Origin of the sequence: Nocardia sp. NPDC127579, assembly GCF_042672005.1 — a bacterium.
Taxonomy (GTDB): Bacteria; Actinomycetota; Actinomycetes; order Mycobacteriales; family Mycobacteriaceae; genus Nocardia.
In genome coordinates this window covers 193,602-218,942 of the sequence record NZ_JBHXVZ010000004.1, presented here as the reverse complement: position 1 = coordinate 218,942, position 25,341 = coordinate 193,602, and the positions used below count along the sequence as shown (strand labels likewise).

The following is a 25,341-nucleotide window of genomic DNA, read 5'->3' as shown; positions in this document are numbered from 1 at the left end:
CCTGGCGATGGCCGGGACCCCGATGCGGGATCCCGGCCATCGGCCGCTGTCAGGAACGGGTGAGCAGGCGGCGCAGCGATCCGGTGCGCTCGACATTGTCCCGGAACCGCGCGGCGGGCTGCCGGGCACGGATCAGCCGGTCGAATTCCGCCGCGCTGTGCGCCGGTCGAGGCAGGCGGCCGGCATTGAAATCGTCGGCCAACTGCTGCACGGTCTGCTGCGCGCAGGACTTGTTGGTACCGATGAACCCGGTGGGGCCCCGCTTGATCCAGCCGGTGACATAGGAACCCGGGAAGACCGCGCCACCGGATTCGGTGAGCACCCGGCCGTCCAGATTCGGAATCACATTGGCGCGCTGATCGAACGGCAGACCGGTCAGCGGCACGCCGCGGTAGCCGACGGAGGCGAGCACCAGACCGGCCTCCAGATCCTCGGTGGCGCCGGTGGCCGCGGCCCGCAGCACGCCCTCGGAGTCGGTGACGAGTTCGTTGCGGCCGACCCGCACGCCGGTGACCCGGTCGGTGCCGAGGATCTCGGTGGGCGAAGCCAAGTACCGGAACACGATTCGCTTGCGCTTGCCCGACGGCCGCTGCGTCACACCGTGCAGCAGTTTCAGCTTCTGCTCGACGTGGAAGGGCAGCTCACCATCCAACGGCGGCAGTTCGCCCTCGATGGCGATATCGACGTCCGCACCGAGCAGACCGACGAATTCCGGCACGGTGAAGGCGGATTCGGCGGGACCGCGGCGGCCGAGGACGACGACCTCCTCGATCTTGCTCTCGCGCAACGCCCGCAGCGCGTAGGGCGCGATATCGGTGTCCGCCAGCGCTTCTGGATCACTGGTCAGGATCCGGGCCACATCGAGCGCGACATTGCCGTTGCCCACGATCACCGCCCGTCGCTGGGACAGATCGATACTGTCCGCGGCGTGATCCGGATGCCCGTTGTACCAGGCCACGAAATCGGTGGCAGAGGTGCTACCGGGCAGCCCCTCACCGGGAATGTCCAGTTTGCGGTCCGCCGACGCGCCGACGGCGTAGATCACCGCGTGGAAGTGCTCGAGCAGCTCCTCATGCGAAATGTGGTTGCCCACCTCGACATTCAGATACGAGCTGAAACCGGGCTGCGCCGAGATCACGTCGAACAGCGCGCTCACCTGACGGGTGCGACCGTGATCCGGCGCGACACCGTGGCGGGCCAGCCCGTAGGGCACCGGCAGCCGATCGAACACGGTCACCGACACTTCGGACTGGGTCAGCAGCTCGTCGGCGGCGTACATGGCCGAGGGTCCGGAGCCCACCACCGCGACCCGCAGCGGCTCACGCTGGGTCCGGATCTCCGGCGCGGGCACCGGGCGGGCCAGTACCGCGCGCGGGCGCGATTCCCGGTAGAAGTCCGCGTTGATCTCGATGAACGGCAGCTGCTCGTCGGTCAGCTTCTTCGACGAGGTGATCGCGTCGACCGGGCAGGCCGACGCGCACGCGCCGCAATCGACACAGGCCGCGGGATCCACGTAGAGCATCTCCGCGGTCCGGAAGTCCGGCTCGTCCGGTGTGGGATGAATGCAGTTGACCGGGCAGGCGTAGACGCAGGAGGCGTCGCTGCAACAGGACTGCGTGACGACGTAGGGCATTCGTCAGCCGGCCTTGACCGCGCGCAACGGCTCGGAACGGTAGCGGGTGGTGTGGCCATCGATGCCGAGCAGCTTCCACACGCCCTTGGCGATCGGGTTCATCAGGCCGATGTCCTTGGCCAGGGTGCGCACATCGCCGAAGAAGTCACTGAACTCCTGCTTGGCTTCCTTGGTGCCGTAGAACAGCTCCTTGCGCACGTAGTCCGGGATGTCGAACTCGCGCCAGAACGAGCGCGGCGGCGTGTAGATCGAGCGGCCCAGGATGAACATGACGATCGGCATGGCGATCGAGAGCACGAACTTGGCGGCGGCGTTCTTCTCGGGCACGTGGATCTTCAGGAACTCGTGCGCGAAGGAGATGTGGCGCGCCTCCTCGGCGACATGGATCGCCATGACGCCGCGCATGATCGGGTGCACCTCTTCGCCGGAGCGCAGGATCGCCTTCTGGATGTGGTCGATCGGCTCCTCGCCGGCCAGCACGGCCATGAAGAACAGGTTCGGGAACAGGGCGGCCACGGGCGCGCCGATGTACTTGAACTTGCTCACCAGCGGGCCCATGCCGGGCACGTCGATGCCGATCCGGTTCACCATCTCCTGGAACATCAGGGTGTGGTTGTGCTCCTCGATCATCTCGTGGGAGCAGTACCGGAATTCGGGATCGCCGTTGGGCAGGCCGAAGCTGTGCGTGACCATGCCGCTGATCAGGATGGATTCGAACTGGAGGCCGACCTTGGCCACATTGGCCTGGCGGTACTTGCCGATGGCGATCTTCACATCGTCCGGCAGGGCCTGGTACCAGGGGTGCCGGCCCAGCGAATCGCCCGAAACGGGCAGGATCCAGCGTTCGGGGCCCGCGTCGGCGGCGAAATCGGGGTTGTCCCAGTCGATGTCCTCGAACGGGTCGAAGTGCCTGTTGACCGACCCTTCGGACAGCAACAGGAGCTTGGCCGCGTATTCCTGCGCCTTCTCCAGGTCGGGATCGATGACGGGGGTCTGGGCTCCGGACATCGTCGTCACTGCCTTCCTCATGGGACCGATTTACTGTATCCCATAGTTACACCAACGGCGGGTGACGTCAACCGGAGCCGGTCGATTTCGCAAGTTTTCCGGTCCGAACTGTGTTATCGCAAGCTGGCGATGACCGCATCGGCCGGCAGGGCGAACGCGAGTGCGACTCCGCCCGCCGACATACCCACCGCGGTCGCCGCCCGGGTGAGTCTGCGCCGGGTACGGCGGGTGAACAGCAGCGCCCGCGTCGTCCGCGACCGCTGCGGCACCCGCAGCCAGGACGGCACCAGCTCGGCGTCCACCACCCGGCGATGCGCGCCCGACCGCCGCCGCGACGGCGCGGCACTCGGATCGGTGGCCGTACCCCGGGCCAGGATGGCCGCGCCGTCGGCGATGGTGCGCTCCGGATCAGGAGCCACCACCACCGGACGGGCCAGCACCTCGGCCAGCAGGCGCGGCACCTCGGGCGGACGCGCCGCTCCCCCGACCACCAGCACACAATCCACATCGGCCATGGTCACATCGGCCAGGCCAAGACAGCGGTAGACCAGCTCCAGCGACGCGCGCACATGATCGACACGCAATTCATCGGCGGTCGCGCCACGCACCGCTCCGGATAGGTGGGTGGTGCGACCGCTGCCGCCAGCCCGGGCCGCGACCAGCGCACCGAAGGCACGGCCGCCGAACTCGGTCGATCGCACCGGCACGCCGACGATCGGCCGCTCGGGCCGCCCCGCGCCGACGCGCACCAGCGTCACGTCCAGACTGGACCCGCCCAGGTCGTAGACCAGCGCCAGCCCGGGCATGAGCGGACCGCGCTCGGCCTCCAGCCAGGCCGCCGCCGCGATCGGCTCGGGAACCAGCGCCACCCGGTCCAGGCCGAGAGCGTCCAGCGCCGCGCGCAACTCCGCGAGGTGGGACTCGGTGTAGGCCGCCGGATGGGTCAGCGTGATGCCCGCGGCCACCGCGCGCGGATCGCGTCGCGCCTCGATGATCAGGCAATCGGCCACGGTGGCAACGAGATCCGCGGCGGTGAGCGCGCGGTGCCCGACCCGGGCCGAGCGCGCGGTGCGCTGACTCAGATCGGCGAATTCGGTGATGGCGCGCCCGTGCCGGGGAATCAGCCCGACCCGGGCCAGACCGGTGCTGTCGAAAGTCAGTGTGGTGCGCCGCGTCTGCGCGGAACTCCGATCGGGGATTCGGCGTCGCCCCGGCGGCGATTTGGCGGATCGTTCGCCGGCCAGTGCGGAAACCGTATTGACCGTACCGATGCTCAAACCCAGACCAACCGCCATCGCAATCCACCTGATCGCCGAGCCGATTTGCTTCGAATACCCCTCACGCAACCACTCGGCGACCCGCCTGCCAACCACCGGACAACCTATTGTCCGCTACACCGCCGCACTGACACGCGTTGCTGCCGATCGCACGGCACCGGTCGTGACCTGCATGGAAATGCCAGCGGCAGGGTCGGCCGACGGATCTTGCTCTGGCGCGCCGGATTTCGAGCGCCGATCCGATCCGAGCACTCGGCGAGCCCGCATCGTCCGGGCAACCGGGAGGTACACGTTCCCGCGCCCCGGATCGCCCCCTAACACTCCCCCGGCCGGTCGTCCGCACAACCGGCCGGTATTACCGCGGGCGAATTGCTATTCGAACACAGCCAATTCACCGAGCCGGACATTCGGGACGGCGCGCCGCACAAAGTTCCGGCGAAATCGATAATCGCACCGAATTATCCGGCGGGCAATTCCGGAATTCGCGTGGCCCGAGCATAAACGGTTTCACCGTCGGACAAACGCAGCGCCTCCGCGTCACCCCGGGTGACCTGGGCCGCGAACAGATCTCCGGTAGCCGCGTTACGCAATTCCACACGCACTTCGAAACCCAGATGCACCACGCGCTCCACGGTCGCGCGGGTAACTCCCGCCGATTCCGCGGTGCCCTCGTGCGCGGCCAGCGCCATGCTCGGATCCCGGCCGACCCGAATATCGTGCGGGCGCACCAGATGTCCGTTGAGCCGGGCCACATCGCCGAGAAAAGACATGACGAATTCGTTGGCGGGCCGGTCGTACACGTCCTCCGGGCTGCCCACCTGCTCGATCCGGCCCGCGTTCATGACCGCGATCCGGTCGGCCACATCCAGGGCCTCCTCCTGGTCATGGGTGACCAGCACGGTGGTCACATGGACCTCCTCGTGCAACCGCCGCAGCCACTTGCGCAGATCCGCGCGCACTTTCGCGTCCAGCGCGCCGAACGGCTCGTCCAGCAGCAGCACCTGCGGATCCACCGCGAGCGCCCGGGCCAGCGCCATACGCTGGCGCTGCCCACCCGAGAGCTGAGCCGGATAGCGGTGCTGGAAGCCGTCCAGGCCGACGATCTCGAGCAGTTCGTCGACCTTCTTGGTGATTTCGGCCTTGGGACGCTTGCGGATCTTCAGGCCGAACGCCACATTGTCGCGCACCGTCATGTGCTTGAACGCCGCGTAGTGCTGGAAGACGAACCCGATATCGCGCTTCTGCGGCGGCACATGGGTGACGTCATTGCCGGCGATGCTGACGATGCCGCCGTCCAGGGACTCCAGGCCCGCGATGGAGCGCAGCAGCGTCGACTTGCCGGACCCGGAGGGCCCGAGCAGGGCAGTCAGCTCACCGGCCGGAATGTCGATGCTGACGTCGTTCAGGGCGGCGAAGGAACCGTAGTTCTTCCGCGCATTGGTCACGGTGATCACTTGGCGCCACGCTTACGTTCGAGGAGGGTCATCAACAGCAGGGTCACGAGGGCGATCCCCATCAGCAGGGTCGCGGCGGCATACGCGCCGAAAGTGTTGTGGTCATTGATGTATCGGCCGTGCACCAGCAGGGTCAGGGTCTGCGACTTGCCGGGCAGCGCCGAGGACACCATGATCACCGCGCCGAACTCGCCCAGCGCGCGGGCCACGGTCAGCACCACGCCGTAGGTCAGGCCCCAGCGGATCGCGGGCAGGGTGATCCGCCAGAACGTCTGCCAGCGCGACGCGCCCAGGGTGGCCGCGGCCTGCTCCTGATCGTCACCGATCTCGTGCAGCACCGGTTCCACCTCGCGCACCACGAACGGCAGCGTCACGAAGATGGTGGCGATCACCATGCCGGGCAGGCCGAAGATCACCTTGAATCCGGCCGATTCCAGGCCGCCGAACCAGCCGTTGGCCCCCCACAGCAGGATCAGCGCGACACCGACCACCACCGGCGACACCGCGAACGGCAGATCCACGATGCCCTGCACCAGGGTGCGGCCCGGGAACCGCCCGCGCACCAGCGCCAGGGCGGTGACGATGCCGAAGACGACATTCACCGGCACCACGATGGCGACGATGAGCAGCGACAGATTCAGCGCCGAGATCGCGGCGGGTGTACTGATCGAATCGATGAACGCGCCGAGACCGTCGCCGAAGGTGCGCCACAGGATGATCGCCAGCGGCAGCACCAGCAGCACGGCCAGATAGCCGAGCGCGACGGTACGCAGCGAGATACGGGTCAGCCAGGACAGATTCATGAGGCGGCCTGTTCCTTCCGCGCGCTGCGCTCGGCCAGCAGACGCAGCACCAGCAGCGTCGCGAACGAGATCACCAGCAGCGCCACCGAGACCGCGGCCGCGTTCACCGGCCGGTCGATCTCGATCTGCTTCTGGATGTATTGCGAGGCCATCTCGGTCTCGCCCGGAATCGCGCCGCCGATCAGCACCACCGAACCGTACTCGCCGATGGCGCGGGCGAAGGCCAGGCCGCCGCCGCTGATGATGGCCGGGGCCAGCGTGGGCAGCACGATGCGGCGGAATGTGGTCCAGTTGTCCGCGCCCAGCGACAGCGCGGCCTGTTCCACCTCGCGGTCGGCCTCGATCAGCACCGGCTGCACCGAGCGCACCACGAACGGCAGGGTCACGAAGGCCAGCGCGACCACCAGCCCCGGCTGGGTGGCGTTGAGCTGGATATCGACCGGACTCTGCGGACCGTACAGCGACAGCAGCACGATGCTGGCCACGATGGTCGGCAACGCGAACGGCAGATCGATCAGCGCGTTCACGATGCCCTTGCCCGGGAAGTCGTCCCGCACCAGCACCCAGGCGATCAGGGTGCCCATGAACACGTTGAGCAGTGCGACCACGATCGACACCAGCACCGTGATCCGCAGCGAATCCAGCGCCGCGGGAGCGGTCACCGCGTCCCAGAAACCCGCCCAGCCGTCCTCGAAGGAGGTGACGGTGAGCGCCGCCAGCGGCAGCAGCACGATGATGCTGAGCCACAGCACCGCGGTCGCGATGCCGAGCGGGCCGACCGAACCGGTCACCCGCAGCCAGGACAGGCGCGGACGCCGGACCGGGGTGGGCGCCGGTTTGTCCAACCCGGCGGTGTTGCTGTCTGTCACAGTCGATCAGTATCCCGTGTCCTGGAAGCTCCGGCCCGATGGCCCCGCGCGGGTGTGCGCGAGGCCACGCTCGGGTCCGGTTACTTGGTGGCCTTGTCGTAGATGACCGCGACCGAGCCGCTGTTCGCGGCGAACAGTTCCTTGTCGACCTGCTTCCAGCCGCCCAGGTCATCGATCGTCCAGAGCTTGCCCGGCGTCGGGAAGTCCTTGGCGAACTCGGCCGCGACCTGCGGATCGACCGGCCGGAAACCGGCCTGCGCCCAGGCCTTCTGACCGGCCGGGGTGAACAGGAAGTCGCGGAAGGCGACGGCCTTCTCCTGGTTCTTGCTGGACTTCAGCACCGCGACCGGGTTCTCGATCTTGAAGGTGACCGGCGGGATGACATGCTCGATCTGATCGCCGTTGCGCTCGGAGAAGATCGCCTCGTTCTCGTAGCTCAGCAGCACGTCACCGGTGCCCTGTAGGAAGGTCTCGGTGGCTTCGCGACCGGACTTCGGCTGCACCTTCACGTGGTCCTTGGAGATGAGCTGGCCCAGGTAGTCCAGGCCGGCCTGCGGGTTCTTGCCGCCGTCGGACTTCGCGGCATAGGGCGCGAGCAGGTTCCACTTGGCCGATCCGGAGCTGAACGGATTCGGGGTGACCACCTCGATGCCCGGCTTCAACAGATCGTCCCAGTCCTTGATGCCCTTCGGATTGCCCTTGCGCACCACGATGGCCACCACCGAACCGAACGGAATGCCCTTGGTCGCGCCCGCGTTCCAGTCGGCGTCGACCAGACCCGCGTCGACCAGGCGGGTGATATCCGGCTCGACCGAGAAATTCACCACGTCGGCCTCGGCACCGTCCTTGACCTTGCGCGACTGGTCGCCGGAGGCGCCGTAGGAGGCGTTGATCGCGACGTTCTTGCCCGCCTCGGTCTTGTTGAACTCGGGCACCACCTTGTCGAAGCCCGGCTTGGGCACTGCGTAGGCGTAGAGGTTCAGCGTGCCGCCGCTACCGTCGGCGGCCGTACCACCCACGGTGTCACTGGCTCCGCCGCTGCACGCGGACAGGGCGACGGCCGCGAGCGTAGTGAGCGCGACGGCCGCGTAACGGCGTCGCGAGCTGAACCAAGAGTTGCGAGACATCTCCGGTGGACCTTTCCTGGGGCCGCCATTCCCGATCCGGGACATCATGGCGGAAAGAAAACTGGGGAATCGGTAGACCTGCCGCGGATACTCCGAAGCAGTGGCGCGACTCGGCCGATCGGCCGTCGGGGTTCGGATCCGGCCACGCAGGAGCGCGCGAGTCTGGAAGGCAGGACGCGCGGCGGGATCCGGTCGCCGATCAGCGACAGAGGATGTCCGCGACCGCGAGATTGCCGACCGCGATCAACGCCAGTTCATGGCGGACCTGCGGGACGGCACTCGAAGACACAGGCAGACTGTAGCAGAGGCGCACTTCGCCTTTCGAATCCTGATGAATACGGGGGTTTAGAACCGATGACCACTAGTCCGGACCGCATCCGAACCCGGCTGCCCGGAATCAGTACCCGCGCGTGGGAGCATCCCGCCGACCGCACCGCCCTGGTGACACTGCGCTCGCTGGCCGGTTTCGACACCGTCCTGCGCACCCTGTCCGGGCTGCTCCAGGAACGGCAGCACCGGCTGCTCTACCTGGCCACCGCGGTCCGGGTGGACGAACGCCAGTTCCGCTCGCTGCACCAGCTGCGGCAGGACTGCGTCGACATCCTGGACGCGCGCACCACACCCGAGATGTTCGTCCTGCAGAGCCCGCAGGTGAACGCGCTCACGATCGGCATGGACAAGCCGTTCATCGTGCTCACCACGGGCCTGATCGACCTGATGGACACCGAGGAACTGCGGTTCGTGATCGGTCACGAACTCGGGCACGCGCTGTCCGGGCACGCCGTCTACCGCACCATGCTCATGCACCTACTGCGCATCTCGGCCAATATCGGCTGGATGCCGGTGGGCGGCTGGGCATTACGCGCCATCGTCGCGGCTCTGATGGAGTGGAGCCGCAAATCCGAACTGTCCGGCGACCGCGCCGGGCTGCTGTGCGGGCAGGACGTGGACGCGTCGGTGCGCGTGCACATGAAGACCGCGGGCGGCACCTGGGTCACCGAGATGAACCACGGCGCGTTCCTGGCCCAGGCCGACGACTACGAACGCTCCGGCGACCTGCGCGACGGCGTGCTCAAACTGCTCAACCTGGAACTGCAATCGCATCCGTTCTCGGTGCTGCGGGCCGCCGAGCTACGCCGTTGGATCCAGTCCGGGGAGTACGACCGGATCGTCAACGGGCACTACCCGCACCGCGACACCGACAAGAACGCCAGCATCAGCGCGGAGATCAGGGAGGCGGCCCGCTCCTACCGGCAGACCTTCGATCAATCCGAGGATCCGCTGGTGCGCACGGTGCGCAACCTCGGCAAGGACGTCGGCTCCGCGGTCAGCACGGTGGGCCAGGAAGTCGGCGACACCGTGACCAAACTCGGTAAGCGCCTCAATGATTGGCGCAACGGCGCGACGACTACCGAGTAAACAGCCAGGCGATGACGACGAGCACGAGCAGAGCGACCAGGGCGAGCTGAACCCGCGAGCGTGGCATCAGCGGACCCCGCTCTGCGCGTGCTCGAGCGTCTCGAAATCGTCGGGGATGCGCAGCGGCGGCTCGGGGAAACCGAGCTCGGCGGTATCGGCGGCCTGGGTGACGGCGGCGGCGCGGTTACGGCCCAGCAGCGCCATGGCCAGGCGCACCCCGCGATCGAGCAGATAGGCGATGGCCAGGCTGATCGGGACCATACCGACCAGCACGACGAGGAACTGCGGGATGAACGGCAATCCCGCTACCCACAGCTCGAAGCTGTCCCACCATCCTGCGATGCGCTGCACGCCGCCAGCCTAGTCAACGATCCTGAGAGCCTGCCAACGGCGCGGACTCGGCGGTGACAGGCGAATTCGCCGCAGATGGTGGACGCCCGCGGCGGTCGCGACCCAAGATGAGGTATGGCGTCCTTCGATGCGACCGAGACCACCACACACCCTGGGCTGCCCCAGCCAGGGCACCGCGGCAGCTATCCGCCGATCGACGACTACGCCTTCCTGTCCGACTGCGAGACCACCTGCCTGATCGCGGCCAACGGCTCGGTCGAGTGGATGTGCGTGCCGCGCCCGGACTCGCCGAGCGTCTTCGGCGCCATGCTGGACCGCAGCGCCGGCCACTTCCGGATCGGCCCGTCCGGGATCAATGTGCCCGCCGCGCGCCGCTACCTGCCCGGCGGCATGATCCTGGAAACCACCTGGCAGACCCAGACCGGCTGGCTGATCGTGCGCGACGCCCTGGTGCTCGGCCCCTGGCACAACAACGACCAGCGCAGCCGCTCGCACCGCCGCACCCCCATGGACTGGGACGCCGAACACATCCTGCTGCGCACGGTGAAATGCGTGAGCGGCACCGTCAACCTCGAACTGAGCTGCGAACCGGCCTTCGACTATCACCGCGCCACCGCCCGCTGGGAGTACACCGGCAAGGTCTACGAGGAGGCCACCGCGGTCCGCAGCGACGACCCCAGTGCGGGTCCGAGCCTGGTGCTGACCACCGACCTGCGACTCGGCCTGGAGGGCCGCGAAGCTCGCGCGCGCACCCGCATGAAGGAGGGCGACGAGGTCTTCGTCGCCCTGACCTGGACCGAACTGCCCGCCCCGCGCACCTTCGCCGAGGCCGCGCAGAAGATGTGGGCCACCTCGGAGTTCTGGCGGCAGTGGATCACGCTCGGCAAATTTCCGGACCATCCGTGGCGCAACTACCTGCAGCGCAGCGCGCTCACCCTCAAGGGCCTCACCTACGCGCCCACCGGCGCGCTGATGGCCGCCGCCACCACTTCGCTTCCGGAAACACCAGGCGGACAACGCAATTGGGACTACCGCTACAGCTGGGTGCGCGACTCCAGCTTCGCGCTGTGGGGTCTCTACACCCTCGGCCTGGACCGCGAAGCCGACGACTTCTTCGCCTTCCTCAACGACGCCACCACCGACGAGAACGGCAAACCCGTTCCGCTGCAAGTGCTCTACGGCATCGGCGGTGAACGCGTACTCACCGAGAGCACCCTGGACCACCTCCAGGGCTACGACCGGGCCACACCCGTCCGGATCGGCAACGGCGCCTACAACCAGGACCAGCACGACATCTGGGGCACCATGCTCGACGCGGTGTACCTGCACGTGAAATCCCGCCAGCAGGTCCCCGAAACCCTGTGGCCGCTGCTGGAACGGCAGGTCCGCGCGGCCATCGCGCACTGGCGCGAACCCGACCGCGGCATCTGGGAGGTGCGCGGCGAACCGCAGCACTTCACCTCGTCCAAGGTCATGTGCTGGGTGGCGCTGGACCGCGGCGCGAAACTGGCCGAACTGCACGGACAACTACGCCACGCCGGCGAATGGGCAGCGGTCGCCGAGGAGATCAAGGCCGACATCCTCGACAACGGCGTCACCGCCGACGGCGTGTTCACCCAGACCTACGGCGGCGACACCCTGGACGCCTCGCTGCTGCTGGTGGTCCTGCTGCGCTTCCTGCCGCCCGAAGACCACCGGGTCCGCGCCACCGTGCTCGCCATCGCCGACCACCTCACCGAGAACGGGCTGGTGCTGCGCTACCGCACCGAGACCACCGACGACGGCCTGTCCGGCGCCGAGGGGACCTTCACCATCTGCTCGTTCTGGCTGGTGTCGGCGCTGGTGGAGATCGGCGAACTGGAACGGGCCAAACATCTCTGCGAACGACTGCTCGGCTACGCCAGCCCGCTGCGGCTCTACGCCGAGGAGATCGACTCGCGCAGCGGACGCCACCTCGGCAACTTCCCGCAGGCATTCACCCACCTGGCGTTGATCAACGCCTGCACGCACGTCATCCGAGCCGAGGAATCGCACGGGGCCGGGCACTTCCGGCCCGCCCACAGCCCGGCCAACCAGCCGGGCTGAAGGCACGGTCAGGCCGCGACCAGCTCCTCGGCGCCGGCACGCACGGCACGCAGTTTGCCCATCCGGCCGTCGAGTTCGGCGATGCGCTCCTCGCGGCGATCACCGTACTTGTCGAAGGCATCCTCGGCCGCGCGCAGCGACTCCTCCGCGGTGCGCAGGGTGTCACTCGCGATATCGGTGAAATGGTCGCGGAGCGCGCGCTGCATGGCGCGCAAGCGGTTTCGCGAATCCTTGCCGACCTGGAAGACCACGTCGTCCACCAGGCGGGCGACGGCGAGCTTGGCTTCGGCACGGCGCCGGGCCTGACGGTTCTTGCGCTCCTCCCACAGGGCATTCGCGCCGAGCAACAGCGCCGCCGCACCGGAGTACCAGTTCACCAGCGGCATGCCGAGCAGGCTGGTCAGCACGCCCACCATCAGCAGACCACCGTACGCCCGCAGCAGGCTGGACAGGAATGGTTGGGTGAAGCCGGTTTTCGCGCTTTCCAACGAGTCCAGCGCGGCTACCGGCTCGAGCACCTCGCCTGGGTTGTCCAATCTCATGTCCGGCAGGGGCGGCGTTCGCTGGTCGGCCGGGAACCGGGCGGCGACCTGCTCGCACAACTCCACCGAACGGTAGTGCGCCATAGCGAAATTCGCCTCCACGGCTTCGCAGATCCGCGCATCGAGTTCGGTGGCGAAGGCTTTCCAGCCCCGCGCCGGGTCGGTCTGGGCGATCTCGGCCTCGGCTTCCCGGACCAGGCTGCGCAGGCGATGCCGCAGATCGTGCTCGACATCCGCGGTCAGCTCGGCGGCGCCGTCCATCAGGGTGACCTGCCAGCTGGCCGTGCGCTGGCGCAACTCCTCGGCCCGATTACGCGCCGCCGACAACTGCTCGGTCACCTCGGCCCGGCGACGCGGATCTCGCAACGCCTCGGCCTCCGAGCGCGTCGTCACCGCCAGATGATCGGTGACCAGCCGGATATCGCGCACCGCCGCCTCGATCGCGACGGCATCGGCGCGCGAGACCACATAGTCGCGCAGATGGTCGATGAGCTGCGGCATCCCGGATTCGATATCGCGCTGATAGTCACCGGAGGTCTCGGCCTGCTGGTGCAACAGCGCCGACACCGGCGCCACCGCGAAGCCGAGACCGGCCGCGTCCAGCAGATCCCGATTGCGTTGCTGCACATGCGACCACTGCGGGTAACGATCGATCTTGTTGAGCACGCAGATCACCGTCGGGCACAGCTGCTGGATGCGCTGCAGATGTTCCAGCTGCGGCGGCGCCAGCTCGCGACCCGCGTCGACCACGTACAGCACGGCATCGGCCGCGGCGATCATCGACCACTTGGTGTGCTCGTCCCCCGCCGCACCCGGTGCGTCCATCACCACGATGCCGTCGGCGAGCAGCGGGCTGGGTTCGGTGAACTCCGCGCGCACCACGCCCTGCGCGGCCAGCGCGGGCCCAGGATTCAGCGGATCCACGGCCTGGCGCTCGACCTGGCCGTTGCCGCGTGACTGCACCAGATTCGCCGAGGACTTCGGCCCGTACTCGACGATCACCGGCACGCTCAACGCCGAGTCGGTCGCGCTGACCGGCGCCCCGACCAGGCTGTTGACCAGCGTGCTCATCCCATGTTTCGGCTCACCCACGACAACCAGGCGTACTCGCGGATCGGTGACCCGCGCGCGCACCATGCCCAAACGGCCCCCGAGATCGTCGCGGCCCGCTGCTCGGGCCATCTCCCGCAGTTCGTCCAGTATGCGGATGAGCGGGGCCATCGCGTCCGGATGTTTCACCGTCGCGGCCTTCAGCCCTGCTGCGGCAGACAACCCTCCTCCTTAATTCGATCTGTTCGTGACGTCGTTCGGCTTGGTACCCGGTGCGGGCACTACAGCAACGTGATGTCGGTCCCATCGTGGTGCGCCGGCAGCAGATCCTGCGGCAGCACACCGCCCGGCAGTCCCGCGGCGAGCATCAGGTGATCGCCGTAGACCGGCTGATGGTCGACGGTGTCGCTGATCGGCTTCGGGTTCACCGCGGTCGGCAGCGGCTTGATCGGCGTGACCGGCAGCTGCTGGGTCGGGATCTGAACCGGCGGCGGATCGGCGTCGATGGTCGGCACCTTGGTCGGCACACTGTGCGTCATGGTCGGCTGCGAGGGTAGCGAAACGGTCGGCAGTTCCACCGAGGTGGGTACGTCGGCCGTGGGCATTTCCACCGAGGTGGGCAGGTCGACCGTCGGCTGACTGGACGGCACGCTGGGCTTGGTCACGTCCGGATCGTTGGTCGGCGCGGGCCGGGTGGCGGGCGCGCTCGGCGTGAGGGTGACGCCGGGGATCTTGGTGACGGTGGTGCCGCCCGGATCGATGGTCGGGAGGGTGACCGTGGCACCCGGGGTCTTGGTGATGTCGCCCAGATCCGGAAGCCGCACCGTGGTCGGATCGATGGTGGTTCCGGTCGACGGTATCGGGACCGAATTGGTGATCGTGGTCGGCAGTTCGGTGATCGGGCCCGCGTTCCCCGGGGCGACGGGCAGCGGATCGAGCTTGATCGGAACGGCCGGGATCGACGTCGGCGGATCGAACAGGGCGGGCACGATGGCGGCGGGCGCGGTCAGCGGCGAGGCGCCGGTCGGTCCGGTGAGCACATTGGCGATCGGGGTGCTCGCGACGTCGGGCTGGATGGTCGTCTGCAACGGGGTCGCCACCACGGGCTGCGCGACGGCGACCGGCGCGATCGCGGCGGGTGCGACCGCCGCCGGAGCGACCGGCGCGTGCACAACCGGTGCCGGGGCGGCGGGAGCAGGGACCACGGGAGCGACCGCCATCGGCGCGACCGGAGCCGGAGCGGGCGCGGCCATCGCGGGTGCCGCGGGCTGTACCGGGCCGACCGCACTGTGCGTGCCGCTGCCCGTGCCCAGCCCCGAATTCACCGAGCCGGCCTGGTCGGTCGGCTTCGCCGCAACGCTCCCGACCGAGGGCTTGCTGTCCAGCCAGTCCGAGAACTGATCGAGCTGATCGCCGACGTTCGTCCGCACCGACACCTCCGCGGACGCTTCGAGCCTGGACTGGGTGTGCAGATACAGCCCCTCCTGCTCGTTCACGCCGATATCGAAGGTGAACTCGGCATCCAGTTCCGCACTGGAGGAGACGATGAAGAAAACGCCGCCCTCGTCGCCGATACCGTCGAACAGGCTGCCGTTGTCCGTACTGCCGTCGAAGACACTGCCCACACCCCAGGGCTTGGCGTCGAGCAGGGCGGTGGAATCGGATCGATCGGAGATTTCCGGGTCGAAACTCTCCTGGTGATCGGGCGTCTCGTGGCTGACGTCCTCGGCCCGGCCGGAGGTCGGCAACTTGGGCAGCTTCAGGAAGTTGGTGCCGTCGAACGGGCCGATACCGTCGAACGGGCTGCTACCGGGCGTGCCGAACGGGCTGGAGTGCCCCGGCAGGGTCGGGCCCGGATTATCCAGCCAGTCCATCGGGCCGGGCGCGCTCGGACTGGCCTGCACACTCGAATCCAGCCACCCCGGCGACGAGGACTCCGCACCGGGCTCGTCGGCGTTGAACCAGGACGAGCCCTCGCCGTCGCCGGAATGCCAGGCGGCGCGGCTGTCGATCTCGATCCATTTCGGTTGTGCCGGAGCCGGTTCGGGCAGCGGGAAGGTCTGGATCGGCGCGGGCGGGTTCCAGGTCGGTTCCGGATCCGGGAAGGTCACCACCGGACTCGGGACATCCGGATCGGGATCGGCGGGCGCGGGGTGCGCCCAGCCGGTGCTCCAGCTGTCCAAGCGAGCGTCACCGGGATGCGCGGGCATCTCACCGCCGTTGGACGCGATCAGGGCGCCGCCGGTGACATAGGCGCCGCCACGCGCCACCCTGGCCACCCCGGTGGCCACGCGATAGGCGGTATCACCGGATGCCTCGTCCGCTTCGAGGTCGTCGCCGTCGAAGGGCAGATCACGCGTCATGCAAGGCTCCACATCTCGGTTCCAGCGTCCTCACCACCGGGCCCCGACCGAGTGAAGATCACTCGAGGATATTTGCGCAGAACCCAACTGTCACATCCTCCAATGAGATCGGAGGCGCGACGGTGACGAGCACCATTACCCTGCCATTCGCAAAACCGACCGACAAGCCCCTTCTTCCAGGGCGGGCCGGACCCGCCACCAGCGCGAACGGCAGGGATGGGCGTTACTTCTTCGGCTTGTCCGAGGCGGCGTCGGAGGACAGCGCGGCGACGAACGCCTCCTGCGGCACATCGACGCGGCCGATCGTCTTCATCCGCTTCTTGCCTTCCTTCTGCTTCTCCAGCAGCTTGCGTTTACGGCTGATGTCACCGCCGTAGCATTTGGCCAGCACGTCCTTGCGGATCGCGCGAATGTTCTCGCGCGCAATGATCTTCGAACCGATCGCGGCCTGGATCGGCACCTCGAACTGCTGACGCGGAATGAGCTCGCGCAGCTTGGTGGTCATCTTGTTGCCGTAGGCCTGGGCCGCGTCCTTGTGCACGATGGCACTGAACGCGTCCACGGCCTCACCCTGCAACAGGATGTCCACCTTCACCAGCGCCGAGGACTGCTCGCCCGCCTCCTCGTAATCCAGCGACGCGTAGCCGCGAGTCCGCGACTTGAGCGAATCGAAGAAGTCGAAGATGATCTCGGCCATCGGCAGCGTGTAGCGCATCTCCACCCGCGTCTCCGACAGGTAGTCCATGCCGAGCAACTCACCGCGGCGGCTCTGGCACAACTCCATGATGGTGCCGACGAACTCGCTCGGCGCGATCACGGTGCACTTGGTCACCGGCTCGAAAGTCTGGCGCACCTTACCTTCCGGCCAGTACGACGGGTTCGTGACGATGTGCTCGGCGCCGTCCTCCATCACCACCCGGTAGATCACGTTGGGCGCGGTGGAGATCAGGTCGAGGCCGAACTCGCGCTGCAACCGTTCGCGGGTGATCTCCATGTGCAGCAGGCCGAGGAAGCCACAGCGGAAACCGAAACCCAGCGCCACCGAGGTCTCCGGCACATAGGTCAGGGCCGCGTCGTTGAGCTGGAGTTTGTCCAGCGCGTCACGCAGATCGGGGTAATCGGAGCCGTCCACCGGGTACAGGCCGGAGTAGACCATCGGCCGCGGTTCCTGATAACCGGCCAGCGCCTCGACCGCGCCGTCGCGCGCGGAAGTAACGGTGTCACCGACCTTGGACTGGCGCACGTCCTTCACGCCGGTGATCAGGTATCCCACCTCGCCGACGCCGAGGCCCTGGGTGGGCTTGGGTTCGGGCGAGACGATGCCGATCTCGAGCAGTTCGTGCTGGGCGCCGGTGGACATCATCTTGATCTTCTGGCGCGGGGTGAGCTTGCCGTCGACCACACGCACGTAGGTGACCACGCCGCGGTAGGTGTCGTAGACCGAGTCGAAGATCAGCGCGCGAGCCGGAGCCTCGGCGTCACCGACCGGCGCGGGGACCTCGGCGATCACCTTGTTCAGCAGCTCGGCGACACCGACGCCGGTCTTGCCCGAGACGCGCAGCACGTCCTCGGGTTCGCAGCCCACGATGTGGGCTATCTCGGCGGCGTAGCGATCCGGGTCGGCGGCGGGCAGGTCGATCTTGTTCAGCACCGGGATGATCACCAGGTCGCGTTCCATCGCCAGATATAGATTCGCCAGCGTCTGCGCCTCGATACCCTGGGCGGCGTCGACCAGCAGGATCGCACCCTCACACGCCTCGAGCGCCCGCGAGACCTCGTAGGTGAAGTCGACGTGCCCCGGCGTGTCGATCATGTGCAGGACGTAGTCCTCGCCGTCGACACTCCACGGCAGCCGCACATTCTGCGCCTTGATCGTGATACCGCGCTCACGCTCGATATCCATCCGGTCCAGATACTGGGCACGCATCGCCCGCTCCTCGACCACACCGGTGAGCTGCAGCATCCGATCGGCGAGCGTCGACTTGCCGTGGTCGATGTGCGCGATAATGCAGAAGTTCCGGATCCGGGCGGGATCGGTGAACGTCGTGTCGGCGAAGCTAGGCACGGGGCTCCTGGTCGGAAGGGGGATTCGGCGGTGTCCATGATCCCATGCGGCTACAGGGCCTCGGCCCGCAGGTCGCAAGCCATCCCATTCTCATCCCAGCGGTGCGCGGTACCGGATCGGCGACCGGTTTCCCGATATGTGCTCACGTGTGGTGGAACTCGAGTACGCCGCCGTGTTTCGTCGCGAGCCAATCCGGCCCGGCTCCCAGCAGTTGGCCTCGATAGCTGGCCAGTACGCGACCGGTCGTACGGTCGTACACATCCACTCGCGACGAGCCGTCGCCGGAGGTGCCATCGACTACGACTCGGTCGCCGACCAGGTCGAGCCGCGAAGGGCTGAGGTCGGACAAGGGCACCGACCGCTGGTGTTCGCCGGTTTCGACGTCCAGCAGGGCGAAACCGGCTACACCACCTCGCTCGACGACGACCACGGAACGGTCGTCGACGTCGTATGGCGTGCCGCGGATACCGGATTGCCAGACCGGTCTTCCGGTCACGAGATCGAACAGCTGGGCCGCGCCGGCGGCGTCGACGGCCGCCATGCGTGATCCGGTGACAGTTCGCAGGCGCGTACCGGAGTCGTCGTCGCCGTCGATCATGCGCCAGGTGCGGCGCCCGTCGCAATTGTTCTTCGGGAGGAACCCGCTGTAGAGAGTGGAGGTGTAAAGGACCGAACCGGTGTGGCCGTCGTATGCCTGGAGCGCCAAGGGGCATTCGCCGTCTTCCACATGGAGGTCGAAATCGGGGACGATCAGCAGGTCGCCGACACTCAGCGCCCCCCACCCGTAGTTCGCGGCATAGGCGGGACGCACTGCGCCGGTGCTCGGTTCGAGCCGTGTCCACACCGTGCTCGACAACGGCGGCGAGGGCGGAGCGAAGGCGAGATAGGGGGTTTCGGGCAGGGCCGGCCCGAAATCGAAGCCGCTCGGCCGGGAGTCGAGATGACCGGGAATCGATCTCGGCCACGTCGGCCTGCCATCACGGATGTCGTGGCGCATTGTCGTACACGTCTCGCCGCAGTCTCTGAGGTATATCGCCGTCTCGTAGACGTCGACGCCAGATGCGTTGCCCTGCCATACCATTCGGCCGGTCTCGACGTCGATGACCTCGAATTCGAGCTGGCCGGCCTGCCCCGGGGCGCTGTCGATGAGGACAGCGAGCGAACCGCTGACCTGAACCTGCGTGTCCGAATACGGATTTCGATCGGCCCGCTGCCACAGCGGACGACCCCATTCCCGACCGAGCGCCACCACGGCGTCCGGTCGTTGTGTCAACACCGTGTTCCCGGCCACGAAAATCTCCGACACCGAACCGGTCGCCTCGTTGGATTTCCAGTTCGGATCGACCGTCGACACTCGAGCGGTAGTCGTCACCGTCGATGTCGTGGACTGCGGTGAAGCAGGCTCCCGATCGCAAGCGGTCACGGTGAGCAGTGCTGCGATCGTCCCGATGATTGCCGTTGTACGCAATGTCGTCCCCCGGACTGTCTTTCGCCCATCGTCGCAACGCCGTGGCAGGCGGTCAATGTCATTTATCCGGACGCGATCGGCGCACGTCGTGTCGGCGCGGCTTCCGTTCCGCGAGTCAGCGGGGTGGGGTTCGCCACAGGCCAGGCCTGTCACAGGAAGTCGGTCGTCGGCATCTCATGGTCGTTCCCATTCCAGACGACCAGCGAGGACGACATGAGTACACAGCAGATCGCACTGATCACCGGGGCCAACAAGGGGATCGGGCGCGGCGCGGCCGAACAGCTTGCGGCGCTGGGGATGACGGTCGTGATCGGTGCGCGGGATCCCGAGCGCGGCGAGCGGGCGGCGGCAGACCTGCGCGTCGGCGGCGGCGACGCGCACGCGGTCACCCTCGACGTCACCGACCCGGAGACGATCGCTGCGGCCGCACGGCAGATAACCGAGCGCTTCGGCAAACTCGATGTGCTGATCAACAATGCCGGGATCACCGGCTCCGGCCAGGTCGACCCGAGCCGGGCGTTCGACCAGGTGCCGAGCACCGTCGACCTGGACATGGTCCGATCGGTGTTCGAGACGAATGTGTTCGGCGTGATCGCGGTGACCAACGCGATGCTGCCGCTGCTGCGCCACTCCCCCGCCCCGCGCATCGTCAACGTCGCCAGCCACGCGGCCTCGATCACCCTGCTCAGCGACCCCGAAGGCCCCTTCGCCGGACTGCTGCCCTCGGCCGCCTACACCCCGTCCAAATCCGCGCTCACCGCGCTGACCGTCCAGTACGCCAACGAGTTTCGCAAGGACGGGATCCTGGTCAACGCCGTCGCGCCCGGCTACGTCGACACCGACAGCAATGACCACACCGGATTCCTGACCGTCGCCGAGGGCGCTGCCGTCCTGGTCCGGCTGGCCACCGTCCCCGCCGACGGACCGACCGGCGGGTTCTTCGCCGCCGACGGCCCGGTGCCCTGGTAGCGGTTCGACTATGCGGCGGCCCGCTCCTGCTGCCATCGACCTACCCGCAGGACGACGGCGGCGAGGCAGGCCGCCGCCCCGGCCAGTGCCACGTCCTGGAGAAACTCCACCGCGATCAGGCCCCAGCCGCCGCGCGGGGCGCTGGCGTACATGAAGTACTCGTCGGTGGTTTGTGATCGCAGTTCGGGCGCGCTCAACGGGGCGGCCACGATCGCGAGCACCCACGTGAGCATGAACATCAGCCACCAGCCGATGACCAGCCCGTCGACCGGACGCTGGGACAGGTCCGCGGTATCCGGCGGGGTCCGCGGGTCGCTGGCGCGCACCACATCGGTCAGGATCCAGGCGGGGAACCAGAAGCTGACGATGGGACAGATCCATCCGCCGATCACCCAGCCGATCGGTAGATGATGACGCGCCGTGCACAGTGCCTCGGCATTGCGGCGTGCCCGCCACAGCCAGGCGGTGAAGACGATCGCAGCGGCGAGCAGTGCCAGCCACTGCATGCCCGCCAGTGCGACATTGGACTGCCATTCCTGGAGGTCGTCGCCGCGTACTTGCGGTCGCGCCCACTGATTTTCGAAGTCCGCCAACGCGATCGCGTCGGTGATCGTGACCAGGAAGGTCAGGGCGAGCGTCGCGGCGATCAGGCCGAGCGCCCAGTTTCCGAGGACTCGGATGGGGCGCACGGCGATGGTCGAAGTTGGGTTGGTCATGATGTGCCGTTCCTATACGCAATTTTTTGCATTACATCTCTCCGACATAACGAGAATTGCGTACCAGGATGCGCCGTACGTCGACCCAAGTCAACGGTGTTTCACAGCTGAAATACGTTCGGTACCAAGCTGATTCGTGTGACATCTCAACGAAAATATTTGCACCCTCAGGCAATTCTGCGGCAACCCAAGACAATCCACGCGGATGAGAAGACCGTGCCCCGCCGTTACCATCCATGAATGGCCCGCACTTGGAACACGATCGGCAAGCAACTCGGCCTCATCGCCAAAGCGCAGGGCCCGAAGATCAGCAGACGGAAGGGACGCCGCGACCCCGAGATCGCCGTGCGGCCCGCCGCGTCCACGCCCGTGCCGACCGCGCACCGCGCCCGCCAGGTGGTCTACAGCCCGCAGCTGGACGGTCGCGCCGATCCCGGCGAAATCGTCTGGACCTGGGTGCCTTACGAGGAAGACCCGAACAACGGCAAGGATCGGCCGGTACTCGTGGTCGGACGCGACCGCGACACCCTGCTCGGGCTGATGCTGTCCTCCAACGCCGAACGCGCCGACGACCACAACTGGGTCGGGATCGGCAGCGGCAGCTGGGATCACGAAGGGCGGCCCAGCTGGGTCCGGCTGGATCGAGTGCTCGACGTGCCGGAGGCCGGCATCCGCCGCGAGGGGGCGATCGTGCCGCGCAAGATGTTCGACCTGGTCGCCCACCGGCTCGTCATCGAATACCACTGGAGCTGACGCGAATCGACCCCGATCCGGCAGCCGGATCGGGGTCGACGATCCTCGTGCTAGACCACCGTCTCGCGGGTGCCGCGACCGAAGATCATCGCGTACACCAGCGCTCCGAGCACACCGCCGATCAGCGGGAACACGATGAACGCCCACACCTGACCGGGCGCACCGTCCTGGTACCAGGCGACCGCGAGGCTGCGCGCCGGGTTCACCGAGGTGTTGTCGACCGGAATCGAGATCAGGTGGATGACGGCCAGGGTGACACCGATCGACAGACCGGCCAGCGGCGCGTCGGAGATCTGGTCGGTGGAGGCCAGCACCACGAAGACCAGCAGCGCGGTCAACATCACCTCGATGATGATCATCGAGGCCATGCCGTACCCGTTCTGCACCACGATCTCGCCGAGCGGGCCGGTCTGCGCGGACGGGCTGTGCGCGCCCCAGCCGTTCGCGCCGAGGCCGTTGATGCCGCGGTCGTAGGACGGCAGATTCTTCGCGAGCGCGAACAGCACCAGGCCGGCCAGCAGACCGCCGACCACCTGGGCGATCCAGTACCCGACCGCGCTACGGGTGGACATCCGGCCCATCAGCAGCTGGCCCAGCGTGACCGCCGGATTGACGTGGCAGCCCGAGATCGGGCCGATCGCGTACACCAGGAACATCAGCGTCAGGCCGAAGGCCAGCGCCACGCCGAGCGCGCCGACCCGCTCCCCCGCCAGCACCGCGGTGCCGACGCCGCCGATCACCAGGATGAAGGTGCCCAGTGTCTCGGCCGCGAACTTCTTGCCCTCCGGGATCTCCACAAACCCTTCCGGGACCTGCGGATAGATCTGTCCGGGCCCGCCGCCGGATTCGACGACCTCCTCGATCACAACTTCCCGTTCCTCGTCAGACATCTCTCACCTTCCGCCGGTCACTGGGGACGAGATACCGCTGGAAACATCGAGCCACGGCCGCGCCGGGAGGCGGGACGTTCTCGGCTGAACTTACCGCTCGACCGCTACGATTCCCGGGAGATCGAGCGCCGATTTCGTGCCCTGGAGGGTGACTGGTACCCTTGATCTTCGGCGTTGCCTGACCGGAAAACTCCGGGTATGTCGCACGCGAACGACTTGCTTTTACAGATTCTGTCCAGCACAGACCCCCAGCGAAGGAACACGAGGAAACAGGCGTGGCCAACATCAAGTCCCAGATGAAGCGGATCCGTACCAACGAGGCTGCTCGCAAGCGCAACCAGTCGGTCAAGTCCGCCCTGCGCACCGCGATCCGCAGCTTCCGCGAGGCCGCTGCCTCCGGCGACAAGGACGCCGCCACCGTGCGTCTGCAGGCCGCCAGCAAGAAGCTGGACAAGGCCGCCTCCAAGGGTGTCATCCACGCCAACCAGGCCGCCAACAAGAAGTCGGCGCTGGCGCTGGCGCTGAACAAGCTCTGATCTTCCGCTAGTAGACGCAGCCGCCGTGGCTTTGACGACCACGGCGGCTTTTGTCGTGCCCGGGCCCCGTACAGGCAGTTCACCGGATAGTTGCCGAGCTGTCGGTCGGTGCCGCTACCATTCCGCGCATGGTTACCGTGTACGCGAATCAGACTGTGGTCAGGGCCGAGGATCTGCCGGAGGTGATTCGAGCCGCCGAGGTACTCGGGATCGGGATCAAGATCGAAAATGTCCTGGTGCCCGATGAGGACGGTGTCCAGTCGCTGGAGTGGATCGTCACCCGAGACGAGGAAGTCCCGGCCTACGACGAGTGGGAAGGCCGCTACGACGAATCCGACGACGAGGAGGATTCGATCTTCGCCGCCGTCGCCGGCGAGTAGGGGTCAGTTCACACAGGGGATGGCGTCGCCCGCAATGCTGGTGTCTACCGGTTTGCCGACATCCGGAGCCGTGCTCGTCGCGGCCGGAGCCTGTGTCGTCGCACGGAAGTCGGTGCCCAGCACGACCTTCAGGTGACCGGCGGCCACCGAGGCGGATTCGGCGATCGGTAGACCCAGGACGGCGGCCAGCTGCTCGGCTTCCGCTTCGGCGCCCGGGGCGTACTGGATCGTGGATGTCGCGGTCAGGGCCGGGCCGTTGCCGACGGTGCCTTTCGCGTAGCCGCGCGCGAGTAGGTCGTCGGACAGGGTCGCGGCCGCACCGTCGGCCGCACCGGAATTGACCACGTCGACCGTGCCGGTCGGCGCGGACCGGGCGGCGGGGGTGTCTCGGAACGCGGCGGCGACCTCGCGGCGGATCGCGGCCGGGTCGACGACATTCACATCCTGGCCGTCCACCACGTCGTACCGCAGGATCGGCAGGGTGCGGAACTGGACCGCCGGGCTCCCGGCCGCCCCGACGGTGCGCAGGAAATCGGTCACGTTCCAGCCCTGTGAGAGCACGACATCACGGTGCGCGGCATCCATCAGCGCCGACAGCTTGCCCACATCGGTGAACGTGCCCGACCGTTGCAGATCCAGTGCCACCGAGGTCAGGAAGGCCTGCTGACGGTGCGTGCGATCCAGGTCTCCGTTGTCCAGGCCGTGGCGCTGCCGGACGAAGGCCAGCGACTGCTCCGGATTCAGGCGCTGTCGGCCCGCCGGGAAGTTCGCGCCCGAGTACTCGAGATCCTGGACCGGCTGTTTCAAACAGACCTCCACGCCACCGAGCGCATCCGCCAGGTCGTAGAACCCGGCCAGGCTCACCTCGGCGAACCGGTCGATCGGGACGCCCGTCAGATCACGCACGGCGCTGACGACCGACGCGCGGCCCGCTTCCCGGCTGGCGAACTCCAGGGCCTTCGGGTCGGTCATGCCCTCGGCGGCCAGCTGGTTCTCCACCGCGGCCTTCTTCAGGCCGTAGGCTTCCTTGATCTTGACCTTGGGATAGCCGGGGATCCCGGACACAGCCACGTAGTCGTCGCGGGGAATCGAGACCGCGGTGATCTTCTTCATGTCGGCCGGGACATGCACCAGGATCAGGGTATTGGCGTTGTAGCCGCCTTCCTGGCCGTCACCGGCGTGCAACTTGTCCAGCAGGTGCCGGGGCAGATCGTTGCCGTCGAGATCCTTGCGGCTGTCCAAGCCGATCAGCAGGATGTTCATCGCGCCGTCGAGTGAGCGCGGTCCGTCGCCGATGGCATCGGAGCGGCCGAAGCCGTTGTCGAAACTGCTCTCGGTGGCCCAGCCGACCGCGGTGCCACCGAGCACCACCGCCGAGAGCGTGGCCGCCAGCGCCTTGGTGACGCCTCGACCTCGATGCGTGCCGCGTCGTCGGGCGGACAAACGGCGAGCGTGCCGGTAACCGGCACGCTCGGAGTCATCGAATTCGGATTGTGGTCTCGCGTATTCGTCCATAGCCACCCGTCCACACTGCCCGATAGCTGAATATTTGCCCACGTGATGATGGTCTCGTGCGGGCGTTG

The 25,341-nt window shown here is 67.5% G+C and carries 22 protein-coding genes; 6 read left to right on the top strand and 16 right to left on the bottom strand.

All coding sequences use genetic code 11. The annotated features are described in order from the left end of the window. Positions 1-49: 49 nt before the first annotated feature. The 8 genes from ACFVMC_RS16265 to ACFVMC_RS16230 all read right to left on the bottom strand — a co-directional run bounded on the left by ACFVMC_RS16265 (position 50) and on the right by ACFVMC_RS16230 (position 8,460). Positions 50-1,633, bottom strand: a complete 1,584-nt coding sequence (locus ACFVMC_RS16265; RefSeq protein WP_379210956.1) for an FAD-dependent oxidoreductase — start codon at positions 1,631-1,633, stop codon at positions 50-52. Between the two features lie 3 nt (positions 1,634-1,636). Further along, the gene (locus ACFVMC_RS16260) at positions 1,637-2,662 is read right to left on the bottom strand and encodes a diiron oxygenase (RefSeq protein WP_379210955.1); all 1,026 of its coding nucleotides are present in this window, start codon (positions 2,660-2,662) and stop codon (positions 1,637-1,639) included. A 92-nt stretch (positions 2,663-2,754) separates the two neighbouring features. After that, positions 2,755-3,936 carry an Hsp70 family protein gene (locus ACFVMC_RS16255; protein ID WP_379210953.1) on the bottom strand — a complete coding sequence of 394 codons (1,182 nt, stop codon included), beginning with the start codon at positions 3,934-3,936 and terminating at the stop codon, positions 2,755-2,757. Between the two features lie 440 nt (positions 3,937-4,376). Further along, the gene (locus ACFVMC_RS16250) at positions 4,377-5,372 is read right to left on the bottom strand and encodes a sulfate/molybdate ABC transporter ATP-binding protein (protein ID WP_379210951.1); all 996 of its coding nucleotides are present in this window, start codon (positions 5,370-5,372) and stop codon (positions 4,377-4,379) included. Next, positions 5,369-6,175 carry a sulfate ABC transporter permease subunit CysW gene (gene cysW, locus ACFVMC_RS16245; RefSeq protein WP_379210950.1) on the bottom strand — a complete coding sequence of 269 codons (807 nt, stop codon included), beginning with the start codon at positions 6,173-6,175 and terminating at the stop codon, positions 5,369-5,371. The genes ACFVMC_RS16250 and cysW overlap by 4 nt, the downstream gene beginning before the upstream one ends. Next, a complete protein-coding gene (gene cysT / locus ACFVMC_RS16240) occupies positions 6,172-7,044 on the bottom strand; it encodes a sulfate ABC transporter permease subunit CysT (protein WP_379210948.1) in 873 nt (290 codons plus the stop codon). Before cysT ends, cysW begins: the two co-directional genes overlap by 4 nt. Positions 7,045-7,124: 80 nt before the next feature. After that, complete coding sequence (locus ACFVMC_RS16235; protein ID WP_379210946.1) at positions 7,125-8,171, bottom strand: sulfate ABC transporter substrate-binding protein; 1,047 nt, start codon at positions 8,169-8,171, stop codon at positions 7,125-7,127. Positions 8,172-8,370: 199 nt separating this feature from the next. Continuing rightward, entirely contained in the window at positions 8,371-8,460 is a 90-nt protein-coding gene (locus ACFVMC_RS16230; RefSeq protein ID WP_309546086.1) for an Ms4533A family Cys-rich leader peptide, read from the bottom strand. A gap of 65 nt (positions 8,461-8,525) precedes the next feature. On the opposite strand from ACFVMC_RS16230, the gene ACFVMC_RS16225 reads away from it, so the two are divergent. Then, complete coding sequence (locus ACFVMC_RS16225; protein ID WP_379210944.1) at positions 8,526-9,590, top strand: M48 family metallopeptidase; 1,065 nt, start codon at positions 8,526-8,528, stop codon at positions 9,588-9,590. 66 nt (positions 9,591-9,656) lie between these two features. Here the strand turns inward: ACFVMC_RS16225 and ACFVMC_RS16220 are convergent, their stop codons facing one another. After that, positions 9,657-9,941, bottom strand: a complete 285-nt coding sequence (locus ACFVMC_RS16220) for a hypothetical protein (protein WP_379210942.1) — start codon at positions 9,939-9,941, stop codon at positions 9,657-9,659. Positions 9,942-10,055: 114 nt separating this feature from the next. Between ACFVMC_RS16220 and ACFVMC_RS16215 the strand changes: the two genes are divergently transcribed. Beyond that, positions 10,056-12,026: a glycoside hydrolase family 15 protein gene (locus tag ACFVMC_RS16215; RefSeq protein ID WP_379210940.1), complete on the top strand. Its 1,971-nt coding sequence runs from the start codon at positions 10,056-10,058 to the stop codon at positions 12,024-12,026. Between the two features lie 8 nt (positions 12,027-12,034). On the opposite strand, the gene ACFVMC_RS16210 is transcribed toward ACFVMC_RS16215, so the two are convergent. The 4 genes from ACFVMC_RS16210 to ACFVMC_RS16195 all read right to left on the bottom strand — a co-directional run bounded on the left by ACFVMC_RS16210 (position 12,035) and on the right by ACFVMC_RS16195 (position 19,418). Further along, positions 12,035-13,840 (bottom strand): GTP-binding protein, encoded by a 1,806-nt coding sequence (locus tag ACFVMC_RS16210; protein ID WP_379210938.1) that lies wholly within the window; start codon positions 13,838-13,840, stop codon positions 12,035-12,037. Positions 13,841-13,899: 59 nt separating this feature from the next. Further along, positions 13,900-15,981, bottom strand: a complete 2,082-nt coding sequence (locus ACFVMC_RS16205) for a hypothetical protein (RefSeq protein WP_379210936.1) — start codon at positions 15,979-15,981, stop codon at positions 13,900-13,902. A gap of 223 nt (positions 15,982-16,204) precedes the next feature. Then, a complete protein-coding gene (gene lepA, locus ACFVMC_RS16200) occupies positions 16,205-18,070 on the bottom strand; it encodes a translation elongation factor 4 (protein ID WP_379211533.1) in 1,866 nt (621 codons plus the stop codon). 118 nt (positions 18,071-18,188) lie between these two features. Further along, positions 18,189-19,418, bottom strand: coding sequence for a PQQ-binding-like beta-propeller repeat protein (locus tag ACFVMC_RS16195; protein WP_379210934.1), 1,230 nt, complete (start codon positions 19,416-19,418; stop codon positions 18,189-18,191). 309 nt (positions 19,419-19,727) lie between these two features. Between ACFVMC_RS16195 and ACFVMC_RS16190 the strand changes: the two genes are divergently transcribed. Then, entirely contained in the window at positions 19,728-20,483 is a 756-nt protein-coding gene (locus ACFVMC_RS16190; RefSeq protein ID WP_379210932.1) for an SDR family oxidoreductase, read from the top strand. 8 nt (positions 20,484-20,491) lie between these two features. Here ACFVMC_RS16190 and ACFVMC_RS16185 read toward each other — a convergent pair whose 3' ends face one another. Beyond that, positions 20,492-21,199 (bottom strand): DUF4328 domain-containing protein, encoded by a 708-nt coding sequence (locus ACFVMC_RS16185; RefSeq protein ID WP_379210931.1) that lies wholly within the window; start codon positions 21,197-21,199, stop codon positions 20,492-20,494. Positions 21,200-21,439: 240 nt separating this feature from the next. On the opposite strand from ACFVMC_RS16185, the gene ACFVMC_RS16180 reads away from it, so the two are divergent. Beyond that, on the top strand, positions 21,440-21,952 hold the full coding sequence (locus ACFVMC_RS16180; protein ID WP_379210929.1) for a type II toxin-antitoxin system PemK/MazF family toxin: 513 nt from the start codon (positions 21,440-21,442) through the stop codon (positions 21,950-21,952). 50 nt (positions 21,953-22,002) lie between these two features. Here ACFVMC_RS16180 and ACFVMC_RS16175 read toward each other — a convergent pair whose 3' ends face one another. After that, positions 22,003-22,842, bottom strand: coding sequence for an aquaporin (locus tag ACFVMC_RS16175; RefSeq protein WP_379210927.1), 840 nt, complete (start codon positions 22,840-22,842; stop codon positions 22,003-22,005). A 275-nt stretch (positions 22,843-23,117) separates the two neighbouring features. On the opposite strand from ACFVMC_RS16175, the gene rpsT reads away from it, so the two are divergent. Together rpsT and ACFVMC_RS16165 are read left to right on the top strand one after the other, a co-directional pair. Further along, complete coding sequence (gene rpsT, locus ACFVMC_RS16170; protein ID WP_379210925.1) at positions 23,118-23,378, top strand: 30S ribosomal protein S20; 261 nt, start codon at positions 23,118-23,120, stop codon at positions 23,376-23,378. 128 nt (positions 23,379-23,506) lie between these two features. Beyond that, complete coding sequence (locus tag ACFVMC_RS16165) at positions 23,507-23,758, top strand: hypothetical protein (RefSeq protein ID WP_379210923.1); 252 nt, start codon at positions 23,507-23,509, stop codon at positions 23,756-23,758. Between the two features lie 3 nt (positions 23,759-23,761). Here ACFVMC_RS16165 and ACFVMC_RS16160 read toward each other — a convergent pair whose 3' ends face one another. After that, the gene (locus ACFVMC_RS16160; RefSeq protein ID WP_379211531.1) at positions 23,762-25,273 is read right to left on the bottom strand and encodes an LCP family protein; all 1,512 of its coding nucleotides are present in this window, start codon (positions 25,271-25,273) and stop codon (positions 23,762-23,764) included. Between the last annotated feature and the right edge of the window lie 68 nt (positions 25,274-25,341).